This window comes from Amycolatopsis sp. cmx-4-61, from assembly GCF_046548775.1.
Taxonomy (GTDB): Bacteria; Actinomycetota; Actinomycetes; order Mycobacteriales; family Pseudonocardiaceae; genus Amycolatopsis.
Map to the genome: position 1 here is coordinate 224,469 of NZ_JAEBEI010000011.1, position 13,797 is coordinate 238,265.

A 13,797-nucleotide genomic window follows, 5' to 3' on the forward strand; every position below is an offset into this window, starting at 1 on the left:
AATCCCGACCCGCCCCGTGCCGTCCCCCGACGATCCCCGACACGGAGCACGTTAGCAGTTTTCGCCGCGGTCTCCGCCCCCTCTTCCGTCGCGGCGCCGGGACGGCCACTCGGGCGAACGGGCTAGTACTGGCAACTGTGAACCATTGCCCCGGCCAGTGCGGACGCGCTTTCATGACTTGCCTGCGCCGGTGGCACCGCCTCCCCCTCACGGCCCACCCGGGCGCAGGTGTGACCGGCCGCGCGAGCGGTTCCGGCTCCGGTTCACCCGGCCGAGTTGTGCGACCGGCCGGCGTGGCCGCGCGATGACCGGTGGCCCGGCGACGCCCCCAGCGCCGGGCCACCGGTCTTGTTACCAGCGGGTAGGCTCCACCCATGGTCGTCCGCAGGAACATCCTCATCACCGGCGCCAGCAGCGGGTTGGGCGAAGGCATGGCCCGCCGGTTCGCGGCGAAGGGTCGCAACCTCGCGCTGTGCGCACGCCGCACCGAGCGGCTCGAGAAGCTGGCCGCCGAGCTGACCGCGGCCCACCCGGGGATCGCGGTCGTCACGCGCACCCTCGACGTCACCGACCACGACCGCGTCTTCGCCGTCTTCGAGGAGTTCCGCGCCGAGCTCGGGTCCCTCGACCGGGTGATTGTGAACGCCGGCCTCGGGAAGGGGCAGCGGGTCGGCACCGGCCGGTTCGACGCCAACCGCCAGACCCTGGAGGTCAACTTCGTCGCGGCGGCCGCCCAGATCGAGGCCGCCGCCGGGATCTTCCGCGAGCAGGGCGCCGGCCACCTCGCGGTCATTTCCTCGTTCAGCGCGCTCCGCCCGTTCCCGGGCAACCTCACCGCGTACGCCGCTTCGAAGGCCGGGATCTCGGCGTTCGTCGACGGCACCCGGATCGAGCTCAAGCGCCACGGCATCGCCGTCACCGACGTCCGGCCCGGCTACATCGAGTCGGAGATGAACGACCGGATCGGCCGCAACCCCTTGCTGGTCAAGGCCGAGACCGGGGCCCGGGCCCTGGCCAGGGCGATCGAGGCCGAGCCGCGCCGCGCCTACGTCCCGGCGTGGCCGTGGGTGCCGCTGAGCGTCGTCATGCGCGTGGTGCCGGCCGCGCTGCTGCGGAGGTTCGCGTGAACGCCCCGGTCGAGGTCCGCGCGGAGGACGCCTTCGACGCGGGCGCGGTGCACGCCTGGCTCCGCGGGAAGGTCGAGGGCCTCGGGGCCGAGCCACCGCACGTCCGGCAGTTCCCCGGCGGCGCGTCCAACCTGACCTACCTGCTCACCTACCCGGACCGCGAGCTGATCCTGCGCCGGCCGCCCGCCGGGCGCAAAGCGGCGTCCGCGCACGACATGCGGCGCGAGTACCGCGTCCAGCACGCGCTGAAGCCGGTGTTCCCGTACGTGCCGCGCATGGTCGCGTTCGGCGACGACCCGGCCGTGCTCGGCGGCGACTTCTACGTCATGGAAAAGCTCGACGGCCTGATCCTGCGCGGCGACCTGCCGCCCGGCATGACGCTGACCCCGGAGCAGGCCCGCGAGCTGTCCGGCAAGGTCGTCGACCGGCTGGTGGACCTGCACGCCGTCGACGTCGGAAAGGCGGGGCTCGCCGACCTCGGCAAGGGCGCCGGGTACGTCGAGCGGCAGATCCGCGGCTGGTCGGAGCGGTACGTCGCCGCGCGCACGGACAACGTCGGCGACTTCGCCGAGGTACGCGCGTGGCTGGCGGCGAACCAGCCCGCCGACGTCGAGATCTGCTTGATCCACAACGACTACCGGCTCGACAACCTCGTCCTGGACGGCCCGTCGACGCTGAACATCACCGGCGTGCTCGACTGGGAAATGGCCACGCTCGGCGACCCGCTGATGGAGCTGGGCAGCATGCTCGCGTACTGGGTCGAGGCCGGGGACGACGACGTCATGCACACGAGCCGCCGCCAGCCGACCCACCTGCCCGGCATGTTCACCCGCGAGGAGTTCGTCGCGCGCTACGCCGAAAAGACCGGGCTTTCCGTCGGTGACTGGCGGTTCTACGAGGTCTACGGCCTGTTCCGGCTCGCCGCGGTCCTGCAGCAGCTGTACCGGCGCTACCACGACGGCGCGACGCGCAACCCGGCGTTCAAGGACTTCTGGCAGTTCGTCGGGTACCTCGACTGGCGCTGCCGCGAGATCATCGCGAAGGGGAGCGTGTAGTGGGCGCGATCTACCTGGTCCGGCACGGCCAGGCGTCCTTCGGCGCTTCGGACTACGACGCCCTGTCCCCACGCGGTTTCGAACAGTCCACTGTGGTCGGTGCGGAACTGCTGCGGCGCGGGGTGCTCTTCAACCAGGTCCGCTCGGGTTCGCTGGCCCGGCAGCGCGACACCGCGGCCACGGCGCTGAAGGCGCTCGGCAGCGACACCCCGGTGGTCGAAGACCCGCGCTGGAACGAGTACGACCACGTCGACATCGCGCGCCACCACGCCGGCGGGGCGCCGCAGGAGGACTCGCGCGCGTACCAGGGCGTGCTCGACGCGGCCCTGACGGCGTGGACGTCGGCCGGGGCGGACGGGCCGTGCGCCGAGACGTGGCCGGCGTTCCTCGCGCGCTGCCGGGACGCCCTCGCCGACGTCGTCGCGTCGCTCGGCAAGGGCGAGCACGCGGTCGTGTTCACCTCCGGCGGCGTGATCGCCACCGTCTGCGGCCTGCTCATAGGCACCCCCGAGACCGGCCTGCTCAAGCTCAACCGCGTCACGGTCAACGGCGGGATCACCAAGCTGGTGTCCGGACGCGGGGGCGTCACACTGCTGTCGTTCAACGAGCACCCGCACTTCGAGGCCGACGCGGCTTCGCTGCTCACCTACCGGTAGGAGGTCCGATGCGGTTCGGCGAAGTCACCCTGTACCCGGTGAACGGCCACGGCCCGGAGGACGTCGTCGTCGACGGCGAAGGCCGGATCTACACGGGCGTCGACGACGGCCGGATCCTGCGCCTGTCCCCGGACGGGCAGCGCATCGACGTCATCGCGGACACCGGTGGCCGCCCGCTCGGGCTGGAGCTGCACGGCGAAGACGAGCTGCTGGTCTGCGACGCGCGGGCCGGGCTGCTGGTGGTCCCGCTCTCGGGTGGCTCTCCTTCGACGCTGGCCACTTCGGCGCTGGGGCTGGACTTCGTCTTCTGCAACAACGCCGCCGTGGCGTCGGACGGGACCATCTACTTCACGGATTCCTCCCGCCGCTTCGGCATCGACAACTGGCGCGACGACCTGATCGAGCAGACGGCGGGCGGCCGCCTGCTGCGCCGCTCCCCGGACGGCACGATCGACCTGCTCCTCGACGGCCTCCAGTTCGCGAACGGCGTCGCACTGGCCCCGGACGAGTCGTTCGTGGCGGTGGCGGAGACCGGCGCGTGCCGGGTGTCGCGGGTGTGGCTTTCCGACGGTCGCTCGGACGTCTTCGTCGACGGCCTGTGGGGCTTCCCGGACAACATCTCGACGGGCACGGACGGCCTGATCTGGATCACGCAGGCGTCGCCGAAGGTAGCGGCGCTCGACGTCGTCCGGCGGTTGCCCGCGGTCCTGCGGGCAGGCGTCCGCCGGCTGCCGACGTCGTTGCAGCCCGGCCCGGGGCGTGAGGTCGGTGTGCTGGGCGTCGCGGCGGACGGCCGGGTGGTGCGTTCGTTCCGCGGGGAGATCGACGGCTTCCACATGCTGGTGGGCGTCCGCGAGTGGCGCGGACGGCTGTATTTCGGCTCTTTGGAGGAGTCGGCGATCGCGGTGACGCCTACCATCGGGTGATGCTGAACAACGTCCGGATCGAAGCGCGCATCCCCACCCAGGACCTCGCCCGAGCTCGGCGCTGGTACGCGGAGAAGCTCGGACTCGAAGCGGTCGAGGAGCGCGAAGGCGGCTTGCGGTACGAAGGTGCGTCGGGGGTCTTCTGCCTGTACGCCTCTTCAGGCGTCTCCGACGGGTCCTTCACCCAGGCCGGCTTCTACGTGGACGACCTCGAATCGACGGTTGCGGTGCTGCGCTCGCGCGGTGTTGTGTTCGAGGAGTACGAGGGGATGCGGGGCGGGATCATGGAGATCCGGGGCAACTACCCGAGCAAGGGCAGCGGCGAGCGGGCCGCCTGGTTCCGGGACAGCGAGGGCAACCTGCTCGGGTTGGCGGAAGTGGTGCCCTGACCGGCCCGGACCGGGCTCAGCGGCCCGTCCAGCGCGGCTCCCGGCCCGCCGACCAGGCCGCGTAGAACTCCTTGTGGTCCTTCGCCGTCATCAGCAGTGCCTGCGTGATCGCCTCGAGCTCGATCGCGCTGCCCAGGTCCATGTCGAGCTCGCGCGTCAGCAGCACCTTCGTCGTCGCGTACGCGAGTGCCGGGCCGTCCGCCAGCCGCCGGGCGAGCGCGTCGGCCGTGGAAGCCAGCGACGCGTCGGGGACCACCTGGGTCGCCAGCCCGATCTCCGCAGCCCGCGCAGCCGTCACCTTGTCCCCGAGGATCAGCAACTCTGTTGCGCGGCCCAGGCCGACCAGCCGCGGCAGCAGGTACGCCGAGCCCATGTCCGCGCCCGCCAGGCCCACCTTCGTGAACAGGAACGCGAACTTCGCCGACTCCGCCAGCAACCGGAAGTCGCTCGCCAGTGCGATCACCGAACCCGCGCCCGCCGCCACGCCGTTGACCGCCGCGATCACCGGGAGCGGGCACTCGCGCAGGGCCTTCACCACCGCGCCCGTCATGCGGGTGAACTCCAGCAGCTCCGCCGTCTCGAACTTCTGCAGCTCGCCGATGATCTCCTCGACGTCGCCGCCCGAACAGAACCCGCGGCCCTCGCCCGTGATCACCAGCACCCGCACGTCCTCGTGCTGCGGGAGCTCGATCACCAGGTCACGCAGGTCCGCGTACACGTCGAAGGTCAGCGCGTTCAGCTTCGCCGGGCGGGTGAACGTCACCGTGGCCACCCCGTCGGACACGTCGAAGCCGAAGTGCTCCCATTCGCGAGTCAGCGGGGCAGTGGCGCGGAACGGGCTCATGACTGGATTCCTCCGCCGTCGAGTACGAGGGTCTGGCCGTTGATCGCGGCGGCCTCCGGGGCCGCCAGGAAGGACACCGCGAAGGCCACTTCGGCCGGCTCCAACAGCCGGCCGAGCGGGGACGCCGACGCCAAGGCCGCTTCCGCGTCCGAAGAGGAGCGGCCCGATCGGGACACGATCCGCGCCACCGAGGTCGCCGTCATGTCCGTGCGGACGAACGCCGGGCAGACCGCGTTCGCCGTCACGCCGGTGCCGGCCAGCTCCGCCGCCACCGCGCGCATCAAGCCCACCGCCGCGTGCTTCGACGCCGTGTACCCCGCCGTGTAGCGGTAGCCGACGTGCGAGGCCGTCGAGGCCACCGTGACGATCCGGCCGCTGTTGCGCGAGCGCATGCCTTCCAGCACCGCGCGCGTGCACAGGAACGCGCCGGTCGCGTTCACCTCGAACTGGCCCCGCCAATCATCCAGGGATGTCCGGGAAACCGGCGCGCTCGAGGAGATCCCGGCGTTGTTCACCAGGACGTCCACCGGGCCCGCCGCAGCGAAATACGCCGCCACCGCTTCCTCGTCGGTCACGTCGCATTCCGCGCGGCCCGGCGCCAGCACCGTGTCGCCGGAGGACCGGAAACGGTCCGCGATCGCCGCGCCGATGCCGCGGGTGCCGCCCGTCACCACCACCAGGCGGCTCACGAGCGGGCCGCCAAGGCCCGGCGGTCGAGCTTCCCGTTGGCCGTGCGGGGCAGTTCCGTCATGAAGACCACCTCGCGGGGGTACTTGTGCTTGGCCAGGTGGGCTTTCGCGTGGTCCTTCAGCTCGTCGGCCGTGACCGCCGAACCCGGCCGCACCACGACGTACGCGCGCGGCAAGACCAGGCCGTCGACCTCGTGGCCGACCACCGCGCAGTCCACCACGGCGGCGTGGCCGAGCAGGCAGTCCTCGATCTCACCCGGCGCGACGAACACACCGCCCACCTTGAGCAGCGCGTCGGCGCGGCCGTGGTGGCGGAAGTACCCGTCGGACGAACGGCTGAACAGGTCCCCCGAGGTCAGCGTGTCGCCGTCGAACGTCCGCGCCGACTTCTCCGGATCGCCGAAGTACTCCAGCGCGATCGTCGGCCCGGTCACCCGCAGCGGCCCGATTTCCCCGTCCGGCAGCGGGTTCCCGAGCTCGTCGACCACCTCGGCGGTGTACCCGGGCACGGGCGTGCCCAGCGTGCCGACGCGGGCGGCACCGGGGCGGTTCGACAGGTAGATGTGGTACGCCTCGGACGAGCCGATCCCGTCCACCACCGGCACCCCGAAGGCCGCGTCCCACCTGCGGTGCAGCTCCGGCGGCAGCGCTTCGCCCGCCGACGTCGTCATCCGCAGGCAGCTCAGGTCCTGCTCCGCCGCGGCCGGGTGCGCCACCATCGCGCTCATCATCGTCGGCACGTTGACCAGGACGGTCGGCCGGTGGCGGGCGATCAGCTCGAACATCAGGTCCGCCGTGCTGCGTTCGCCGAACGCGATCCCGGCGGCACCGACCCCGAACGGGAACAGCGCCACCAGATCCCGTGCGTAGCCGAAGAACAGCTTGGGCACGGCCAGGACCCGGTCGTCCGCGCGCAGCCCGAGCACCTGGACGGCGTAGCGCTCGAAGCTCTCCAGCGGACTGCGCAGGGGGTGCACGCACGCCTTGGGGGCGCCCGTGCTGCCGGTGGTGAACTTCCAGATGCCGACGTCGTCCACAGTGGTCGGTGCGGCGGTCAAGGTGTCCGGGGCGGCGTCGACCAACGTCCGGAACGGACGCTCGCCGGGCCGCAGGTCGGCTTCGGGCACGCCGGTCACGAGCAAGCCGGTCGCGCCCGCCGCGCGCAGCGCGGGCAGGGTGACGGCGTCCGCGAGCACCACCACGGCCTCGGTGTACCCGAGGTAGTACGCGTAGTCCTTGGGTTGCAGGAACGGGTAGACCTCGGCGGTGACGGCGCCGATCTTCTGGGCGCCGTACCAGGCCGCGACGAACTCGTCGCCGTCGCTCAACGCCAGCAGCACCCGCTGTCCTTTTCGGACACCGGCGTCGAGCAGCACGTTCCCCACCCGGTTCGCCAACGCCGCGAGCGACGCGTAGCTGATCGCCCGGTCCCCGACGTGCAGCGCGGTGCGCTCACCCCGGCCCGCCGCCACGTGCCGGTCGAGGAAGTGCGTGGCGAGGTTGAACGGCTCACTCACGGGCCAGCTCCCGGATCGTTTCCACCAGCAGGTCGGTCAACGTCGAGAACGTTTCTTCGCCTTCGGCCGCGGTCGCCTCGGCCGGGGTGCCGCAGTACGCGTCGGTCATCCCCATCGCGAGGAAGCCGCCGTCGGCGGGGGCCGACGCCAGGCTGACCGGGACGTGCGGCAAGGTCCGCATCAGGGGCTGATCCACCAGTTCCGGCCGGTCGGCCAGCACCAGCGACGTCTCGTACCGCCCCGCGTGGCACTCGCCGGACCGGAACTCCTCGGTCAGCCGCTGCGCGTGCCGCCGCCGGACCAGGTCGAGCAGGGCGACGCGGCCGTCGTAGGCGAAGTTCAGCGTCTCGGCCGCGCGCCGCAGCGTCACCAGGTGCGCGGGCTCGAAGTGGTTGTTGACCAGCAGGATCCGGCGCAGGCGCTGGCCGATCAGCGCCGCGCCGATGTCGACGAGCAGCGAGTGCAGCGTCTCCTCGCCGACGTGGATCCCGCCGGCGAACCCGGCCGCGAACCGCGTCACGCCGTAGGGCACCTCGGGCAGGACCAGAACGTGGACGTCGTCGTCCGCGGCCAAGCGAGAAGCCGCCCGCTCGCACATCCCGCGCGAAATCAGCGGGTCCGTGCCCAGCGGCGCGTGCGGACCGTGGGGCTCGATCGCCCCCAGCGGCAGCAGCAGCACCGGGACGCGCGGGCCGTCCGCGAGGGCGGCCACCTGCCGCGAGCTGAGGTCCGCGAAGTACGTCACGCAAATCAAGCTACACCGCAGCGGCCTGGGGTGTATAGAGTTGCGCCCATGCCCGGAGACGCCTTCGAAGCCAGCCCGCAAGAGCTGGTCATGACGTTGCTGGGCAGCTACGTGCACCCGCGCGAGACCCGCCGGGTGTGGTCGGGCGGCCTGGTCGCGGTACTCGCCGAGCTGGGCTTTTCCGACGGCGCCGCCCGGATCGCGCTCACCCGCCTGGTGCGCCGCGGCCTGCTGCAGCGCCACCGCGAAGGCCGGACCGTGCACTACTCGCTGACCCGGCGGACCATCACCCTGCTGGCCGACGGTGACCACCGGATCTTCTCCCTCGGCCGCCGCGAGCGCGCCGCGGGCGAGTGGACGGTGCTGTGGCAGAGCATCCCGGAGAGCCGCCGCCAAGCCAGGGAACGCCTGGTCCGGCGGCTGCGGTTCCTCGGCTTCGGGCCTTACCAGGACGGCACCTGGATCGCCCCGCACGACCGCGAGGCCGAGGTCGTCGCCCTGCTCGGCGAGCTGGACGTCACCGAGCACGCCGGGCTGCTGCTCGGCCGGCCGTCGGCCGCGCTGGACGTCCGCCGGTTCGCCGGCCGGGCGTGGGACCTCGACGACCTGGCCGCGCGGTACGCCGCGTTCGTCGCCCAGTTCGGCGGGTACGCGGGACGGGAGCCGCCGGACGCCGAGGCGTTCGAGGTGCGCACCCGCCTGGTGCACACCTTCCGCATGTTCCCGTCGCTCGACCCGGAACTGCCCGCCGACCTGGTGCGGGCGCCGGACTGCCGGGCGGCGGCCGTCGAGCTGTTCCACGACTTGTACACCGCGCTCGCGCAACCCGCGCAACGCCATTTCGACGAGGTGACCCGAGGATGACCGAACCCAGCCAAGCCACCCAGGAAGCCCTGAGCTACACCTCGTACCTCGGGCTCGACGACGTGCTGAACGCGCAGCGCCTGCGCTCCGACGAACACGACGAGCTGCTGTTCATCGTGATCCACCAGGTGTACGAGCTGTGGTTCAAGCAGATCCTGCACGAAGCCGCGTTCCTCCAGCAGAATCTCGAAAAGGGCAACACCGCGCATTCGATCCGGACATTGCGCCGCATCCTGACGATCCTGAAGGTCGCGGTGGCGCAGATCGACGTGCTGGAAACCATGACGCCCAGCCAGTTCACCAGTTTCCGCGCCCGTTTGGACGCTTCGAGCGGCTTCCAGTCGGCCCAGTTCCGCGAGCTCGAAGCCGTGCTCGGACGCCGTGACGAGCGGGTGTTCGCCCACTACCCCGAGGGCGGCGAGCAGCGGAAACGCATTGCCGAAGCCATGGCGCGCCCGTCGTTGTTCGACTCTTTTCTCACGTATCTCAAGGTTTCTGGCTACGCGGTCGAGTGTGACCGAGACGTCACTCGCTCGGTGGAGCCGTCCCCGGCCCTGCAGACGATATTGCTGGACGTGTACAGCGACGACGGGGGACCCTCGGTCGTCGCGGAGTGTCTGGTCGATCTCGACGAAGGGATGCAGGAGTGGCGCTACCGGCACGTGAAGATGGTCGAACGCACCATCGGCGACAAGACCGGGACGGGAGGATCATCCGGCGCCACCTACCTGCGTACCACGCTTTTCCAGCCGATGTTCCCGGATCTCTGGGCCGTACGGAGCCGACTGTGACCACTTTGGACGACCTGCGCGCGGACGCCAACCGCCTCGCCGCGCACTACACCCGGTTCGCGGTGGCCGACCGCCTCCTGCTTTCCGGGCACTCGCACCAGGCCTGGCCGGACGTCGCCGAGGAGGGCCTCCTCGAGTCCTTCGCGGACGCCGCCCGCGATGTCGACGGCAAGTGGGAGCGCGCCTTCGCCAAGGCGGACGAGCTGCGCGCGGGTTTCCGCGTGCTGCTCGGGGACCCGCACGGCGAGTACGCGCTCGGCGCGAGCACGCACGACCTCGTGCTGCGCTTCCTGTCGGCGATGGAGCTGCCGCGCCGGCCGCGCCTGGTGACCACCGACGGCGAGTTCCACACCCTCCGCCGTCAGCTCGCCCGCCTCGAAGAGGAGGGGGTCGAGGTGGTCCGCGTGCCGCTCGACCCGGTCACGACGCTCGCCGAGCGCGTCGCCGGCGAGGTGAACGACGACACCGCGGCCGTGCTGGTCTCCGCGGTCCTCTTCGAGACGTCGAGGCTGGTGCCCGGGCTGGCGCACCTCGCCGACGTCTGCCGCGGCCGCTCGATCGAACTCGTCGTCGACGCCTACCACGCGCTCGGCGTCGTGCCGTTCCCGCTGCACGACCTCGGGCTCACCAACGCCTGGGTGCTCGGCGGCGGTTACAAGTACCTGCAGCTGGGCGAGGGCAACTGCTTCCTGCGGCTGCCCGCGCACGCCCAGGAGCTGCGGCCGGTGATCACCGGCTGGTACGCCGAGTTCGGGGCGCTCGCCGACGAGCGCCACCCCGGCCAGGTGCCCTACGCCATCGGCGGCGACCGGTTCGCCGGCGCCACCTACGACCCGGCCGGCCACTACCGCGGCGTCCGGGTGCAGCGGTTCTTCGCCGAGCACGGGCTCACGCCGGAGTTCCTGCGCGAGGTGTCGCAGCACCAGGTGGGCCTGCTCGCGGAGGTGTTCGACAAGCTCGCCCTGCCGGAGGACGTGGTCACCCGCGACCGCGAGACGCCGCTCGCGAAGCTCGGCGGGTTCCTCTCGCTGCGCTGCGCCGACGCCGCCGGGCTGCAGGCGGCGCTGGCCGCGCACGGCGTCCGCACCGACAGCCGGGGCTCCTACCTCCGCTTCGGCCCGGCGCCGTACCTCTCCGACACCCAGCTCGAGACGGCGATGGGCACGCTGGGCACGGTGGTGCGCGGCTGATCCGGGGGGCCCTGCTCCCGGGCTACCGGTCCGTATCGCGGGACCTGCACTGGTCCGGCGGACGAAGGCGATCTAGGTTGGTGCCGGGCGCCCGAGCGGACGACCTCCGCACGGGTTCCCGCCCACCCTTCAAGCGCGCGTCCCGGCCACGAAACCGGGCGCGGATGACAAAGGAGTCACCACCGTGACCGAAGGAGTGTTCGCCCGGGGCACCGGGCACGAACAGGTCGTGTACTGCCACGACCAGGCCAGTGGCCTCAAGGCCATCATCGGCATCTACTCCACCGCGCTCGGGCCCGCACTCGGCGGGACGCGCTTCTACCCCTACGCCACCGAAGCGGCCGCACTCGACGACGTGCTCGCGCTGTCCAAGGGCATGGCGTACAAGAACGCGCTGGCGGGGCTCGACCTCGGCGGCGGCAAGGCCGTCATCATCGGCGACCCGAAGACGCTCAAGTCCGAAGCGCTGCTGCGCGCGTACGGGCGCTTCGTGCAGTCCCTGGGCGGCCGCTACATCACGGCGTGCGACGTGGGCACGTACGTGCAGGACATGGACGTCGTGGCCCGCGAGTCCCAGTACGTCACCGGCCGCTCGCCCGAGGACGGCGGCGCGGGCGACTCGTCCGTGCTCACCGCGTTCGGCGTCTTCCAGGGCATGCGGGCTTCGGCCGAGCACCTTTGGGGCAGCCCGGACCTGGCAGGCAAGCGCGTCGGCGTGGCCGGCGTCGGCAAGGTCGGCCACATCCTCGTCGGGCACCTCGTGGCGGCGGGGGCGCAGGTCACGATCACCGACGTCCACCAACCGGCGATCGAGCGCACCCGCTCGAGCCACCCGGACGTGCAGGTCGCGTCCGATGTGGACACCTTGCTGCGTGCGGAGCTCGACGTCTTCGCCCCGTGCGCGCTGGGCGGGGTGCTGAACGACGAGACCGTGCCGGTCCTGGGCGCCCGGATCGTCTGCGGCGCGGCGAACAACCAGCTCGCGCACGCGGGCATCGACAAGCAGCTCGCCGACCGCGGTGTCCTGTACGCCCCGGACTACCTGGTCAACGCGGGCGGCGTGATCCAGGTCGACGACGAGCGCCACGGCTTCGACTTCGAGCGCGCGAAGCGCAAGACCACGGCCATCTACGACACGACGAAGGCCGTGTTCGCGCTGGCGGACACCGAGGGCGTGCCCCCGGCGACGGCGGCCGACCGGCTCGCGGAGCGGCGGATGGCGGAAGTCGGGCGGCTGCGGTCCATCATGACGGGGTGACTCCCGAAGAGATCTTCGCGGCGGCGGGCGTGCGGGGCTTCCTGCACGCCCGCCGCCTCGGCGGTTCGGATTCGGTGGGGCTGGACGAAGACTCGCCGGTCGTCCTGGCGTCGGTGGTGAAGGTGGCGCTCGCGTACGAATTCGCCCGGCAGGTCGCGGCCGGGCTGCTGGACCCGACCGACCGGGTGCGCGCGTCGGCGGCGGACCGCCTGGGCGGCACCGGTTCGGCGGGGTTCGCCGACGACGTTTCGTACAGCCTGCGGGACGCGGCACTGCTGGCCCTTTCGGTGTCCGACAACACCGCCGCGGACCTGCTGTTCGACCGCGTCGGCGTGGACAACGTCCGGTCGTTGCTGGCCGAGCTCGGCCTGACGCGCACGACGGTGATCGGTTCGCCGCGGGACGTGCTGCGCACGATCGTCGAGGACACGTCGGCGGGTCACCCGGTGCGGGCGCTGGATCCCCTGCGGACGTCCGCGACCACGCCCCGCGAGATGACGACGCTGCTGGCGGCGATCTGGGCCGACGACGCCGGCGCGCCCGTCCGCGAGTGGATGTCCGCCCAGGTCAGCTGGCACCGGCTGACCGCGGGCTTCCCGCCGGAAGTGGCCGTGGCGGGCAAGACGGGCACGATGCCGGGGATCCGCAACGAAATCGGCGTCGCGACCTATCCGGACGGCGCCGCCTACGCGGTCGCGGTGTTCACCGTCGGCGGGGCGGAGACGTTGCGGCGCCCGGACATCGACCGTGCGATCGGCGATGCGGCCCGCACCGCGGTCGATCAGCTGCGGTCGTAGAAGACGTCCCACGGCCGCGGGCCGTGCGGCGGCGGCACGATCCGCGAAACGCCGTCGTCCTGCAGGATTCCGGCCGCGATTTCGCCCAGCTTCGCCGCCTGCGGGTGCGGGCTGATCGACGGCCACGCGAACGCCAGCCGGGTCCGCAGCACCTCGCCTTCGAGCGGCCGCCAGACCACCCGCGGTTCCCTGCGGACGTTCGGCTCGAAGGCGACGCCGTGCCCGGCCAGCACCAGACCGAGGGCGAATTCGGGGTTGCGGGCGTGGCGGACCGACGCCGGCCGGAACCCGTGTTCCCAGCAGGTGCGCAGCAGCGCGTCGTAACTGCCCGGCGCGGCGGCGCGCGGGGTGTGGACCAGGCCTTCCCCGGCCAGGTCGGCGAGGGAGAGCGTGGCCCGGCGGGCGAGCGGCGAGTCACGGGGCAGGACCACGCCGAGCGGGGTGTCGACGACCGGCCCGAGGTCGAGCCCGACCACGTCCACCGGCACGTGCAGCAGCCCGGCGTCGAGTTCGCGGTCGGCCAGGAGCCGCGCCTGCTCGGCGGTGGTGAGCTCCTGCAGGTCCAGCCGGACGGCCGGGAAGGTGTCGGCGAACTTCGTCAGGATCGCGGCCAGCACGCGGCCGGGCAGGTCCGGTGGCACGCCCGCGCGCAGGCTGTCCAGCTCCCCGCGTTCGGCCTTCGCGACCAGGGCCGTCATGCGGTCCCAGCGGGAGAGCAGGTCGCGGGCTTCGGCGCGCAGCACTTCGCCGGCTTCGGTGAGCGTGACGCGGCGGCCGCGGTCGAACAGCTTCGCGTCCAACTCGGCTTCGAGCCGCTTGATGCGCTGGCTCAACGGCGGCTGGGCGATCCCGAGCCGGTCGGCGGCCCGGCCGAAGTGCAGTTCGTCGGCGACGACGAGGAAGTACCGCAGCGAACGGAGGTGGTCCACGCTGTGACGATAGCCGTTCA

15 protein-coding genes are annotated in these 13,797 nt (G+C 72.0%); 10 read left to right on the top strand and 5 right to left on the bottom strand.

From position 1 onward, the window contains the following. Positions 1–374 precede the first annotated feature (374 nt). Genes ACLJOU_RS28455 through ACLJOU_RS28475 form a run of 5 tightly spaced genes read left to right on the top strand, consistent with a single transcriptional unit; the run spans position 375 to position 4,153 of the window. Positions 375–1,127 (top strand): SDR family oxidoreductase, encoded by a 753-nt coding sequence (locus ACLJOU_RS28455; RefSeq protein WP_410571448.1) that lies wholly within the window; start codon positions 375–377, stop codon positions 1,125–1,127. Next, on the top strand, positions 1,124–2,182 hold the full coding sequence (locus tag ACLJOU_RS28460; RefSeq protein ID WP_410571450.1) for a phosphotransferase family protein: 1,059 nt from the start codon (positions 1,124–1,126) through the stop codon (positions 2,180–2,182). The genes ACLJOU_RS28455 and ACLJOU_RS28460 overlap by 4 nt, the downstream gene beginning before the upstream one ends. Beyond that, the gene (locus tag ACLJOU_RS28465) at positions 2,182–2,838 is read left to right on the top strand and encodes a histidine phosphatase family protein (protein ID WP_410571451.1); all 657 of its coding nucleotides are present in this window, start codon (positions 2,182–2,184) and stop codon (positions 2,836–2,838) included. The genes ACLJOU_RS28460 and ACLJOU_RS28465 overlap by 1 nt, the downstream gene beginning before the upstream one ends. Before the next feature lie 8 nt (positions 2,839–2,846). Next, entirely contained in the window at positions 2,847–3,764 is a 918-nt protein-coding gene (locus ACLJOU_RS28470) for an SMP-30/gluconolactonase/LRE family protein (RefSeq protein WP_410571452.1), read from the top strand. Then, entirely contained in the window at positions 3,764–4,153 is a 390-nt protein-coding gene (locus ACLJOU_RS28475) for a VOC family protein (protein WP_410571453.1), read from the top strand. The genes ACLJOU_RS28470 and ACLJOU_RS28475 overlap by 1 nt, the downstream gene beginning before the upstream one ends. A 16-nt stretch (positions 4,154–4,169) precedes the next feature. On the opposite strand, the gene ACLJOU_RS28480 is transcribed toward ACLJOU_RS28475, so the two are convergent. From ACLJOU_RS28480 to ACLJOU_RS28495, 4 genes are read right to left on the bottom strand one after another with little or no spacing between them, the layout of a single operon-like run. Further along, entirely contained in the window at positions 4,170–4,997 is an 828-nt protein-coding gene (locus tag ACLJOU_RS28480) for an enoyl-CoA hydratase family protein (RefSeq protein WP_410571455.1), read from the bottom strand. After that, positions 4,994–5,686: an SDR family NAD(P)-dependent oxidoreductase gene (locus ACLJOU_RS28485; RefSeq protein WP_410571457.1), complete on the bottom strand. Its 693-nt coding sequence runs from the start codon at positions 5,684–5,686 to the stop codon at positions 4,994–4,996. The genes ACLJOU_RS28480 and ACLJOU_RS28485 overlap by 4 nt, the downstream gene beginning before the upstream one ends. After that, positions 5,683–7,203 carry a benzoate-CoA ligase family protein gene (locus ACLJOU_RS28490; protein WP_410571459.1) on the bottom strand — a complete coding sequence of 507 codons (1,521 nt, stop codon included), beginning with the start codon at positions 7,201–7,203 and terminating at the stop codon, positions 5,683–5,685. Before ACLJOU_RS28490 ends, ACLJOU_RS28485 begins: the two co-directional genes overlap by 4 nt. Continuing rightward, the gene (locus tag ACLJOU_RS28495; protein ID WP_410571461.1) at positions 7,196–7,948 is read right to left on the bottom strand and encodes a creatininase family protein; all 753 of its coding nucleotides are present in this window, start codon (positions 7,946–7,948) and stop codon (positions 7,196–7,198) included. Before ACLJOU_RS28495 ends, ACLJOU_RS28490 begins: the two co-directional genes overlap by 8 nt. A gap of 48 nt (positions 7,949–7,996) precedes the next feature. Between ACLJOU_RS28495 and ACLJOU_RS28500 the strand changes: the two genes are divergently transcribed. The 5 genes from ACLJOU_RS28500 (at position 7,997) to ACLJOU_RS28520 (ending at position 12,848) form a co-directional block, all read left to right on the top strand. Next, positions 7,997–8,812 (top strand): PaaX family transcriptional regulator C-terminal domain-containing protein, encoded by an 816-nt coding sequence (locus ACLJOU_RS28500; RefSeq protein WP_410571463.1) that lies wholly within the window; start codon positions 7,997–7,999, stop codon positions 8,810–8,812. Continuing rightward, positions 8,809–9,603 carry a tryptophan 2,3-dioxygenase gene (locus ACLJOU_RS28505; RefSeq protein ID WP_410571465.1) on the top strand — a complete coding sequence of 265 codons (795 nt, stop codon included), beginning with the start codon at positions 8,809–8,811 and terminating at the stop codon, positions 9,601–9,603. Before ACLJOU_RS28500 ends, ACLJOU_RS28505 begins: the two co-directional genes overlap by 4 nt. Beyond that, positions 9,600–10,793 (top strand): kynureninase, encoded by a 1,194-nt coding sequence (locus ACLJOU_RS28510; RefSeq protein ID WP_410571467.1) that lies wholly within the window; start codon positions 9,600–9,602, stop codon positions 10,791–10,793. The genes ACLJOU_RS28505 and ACLJOU_RS28510 overlap by 4 nt, the downstream gene beginning before the upstream one ends. Before the next feature lie 184 nt (positions 10,794–10,977). Then, entirely contained in the window at positions 10,978–12,051 is a 1,074-nt protein-coding gene (locus ACLJOU_RS28515; protein WP_410571469.1) for a Glu/Leu/Phe/Val dehydrogenase dimerization domain-containing protein, read from the top strand. Next, positions 12,048–12,848 carry a serine hydrolase gene (locus tag ACLJOU_RS28520; RefSeq protein WP_410571471.1) on the top strand — a complete coding sequence of 267 codons (801 nt, stop codon included), beginning with the start codon at positions 12,048–12,050 and terminating at the stop codon, positions 12,846–12,848. The genes ACLJOU_RS28515 and ACLJOU_RS28520 overlap by 4 nt, the downstream gene beginning before the upstream one ends. On the opposite strand, the gene ACLJOU_RS28525 is transcribed toward ACLJOU_RS28520, so the two are convergent. After that, positions 12,833–13,777: a LysR substrate-binding domain-containing protein gene (locus ACLJOU_RS28525; protein ID WP_410571472.1), complete on the bottom strand. Its 945-nt coding sequence runs from the start codon at positions 13,775–13,777 to the stop codon at positions 12,833–12,835. The genes ACLJOU_RS28520 and ACLJOU_RS28525 overlap by 16 nt on opposite strands. Positions 13,778–13,797: the final 20 nt, after the last annotated feature.

What these genes read in the sequence shown, in the direction of transcription:
- ACLJOU_RS28455 (WP_410571448.1), top strand. Translation starts at nt 375, where the DNA reads ATGGTCGTCCGCAGGAACATCCTCATCACCGGCGCCAGCAGCGGGTTG.
- ACLJOU_RS28470 (WP_410571452.1), top strand. Translation starts at nt 2,847, where the DNA reads ATGCGGTTCGGCGAAGTCACCCTGTACCCGGTGAACGGCCACGGCCCG.
- ACLJOU_RS28475 (WP_410571453.1), top strand. Translation starts at nt 3,764, where the DNA reads ATGCTGAACAACGTCCGGATCGAAGCGCGCATCCCCACCCAGGACCTC.
- ACLJOU_RS28480 (WP_410571455.1), bottom strand. Translation starts at nt 4,997, where the DNA reads ATGAGCCCGTTCCGCGCCACTGCCCCGCTGACTCGCGAATGGGAGCAC.
- ACLJOU_RS28500 (WP_410571463.1), top strand. Translation starts at nt 7,997, where the DNA reads ATGCCCGGAGACGCCTTCGAAGCCAGCCCGCAAGAGCTGGTCATGACG.
- ACLJOU_RS28505 (WP_410571465.1), top strand. Translation starts at nt 8,809, where the DNA reads ATGACCGAACCCAGCCAAGCCACCCAGGAAGCCCTGAGCTACACCTCG.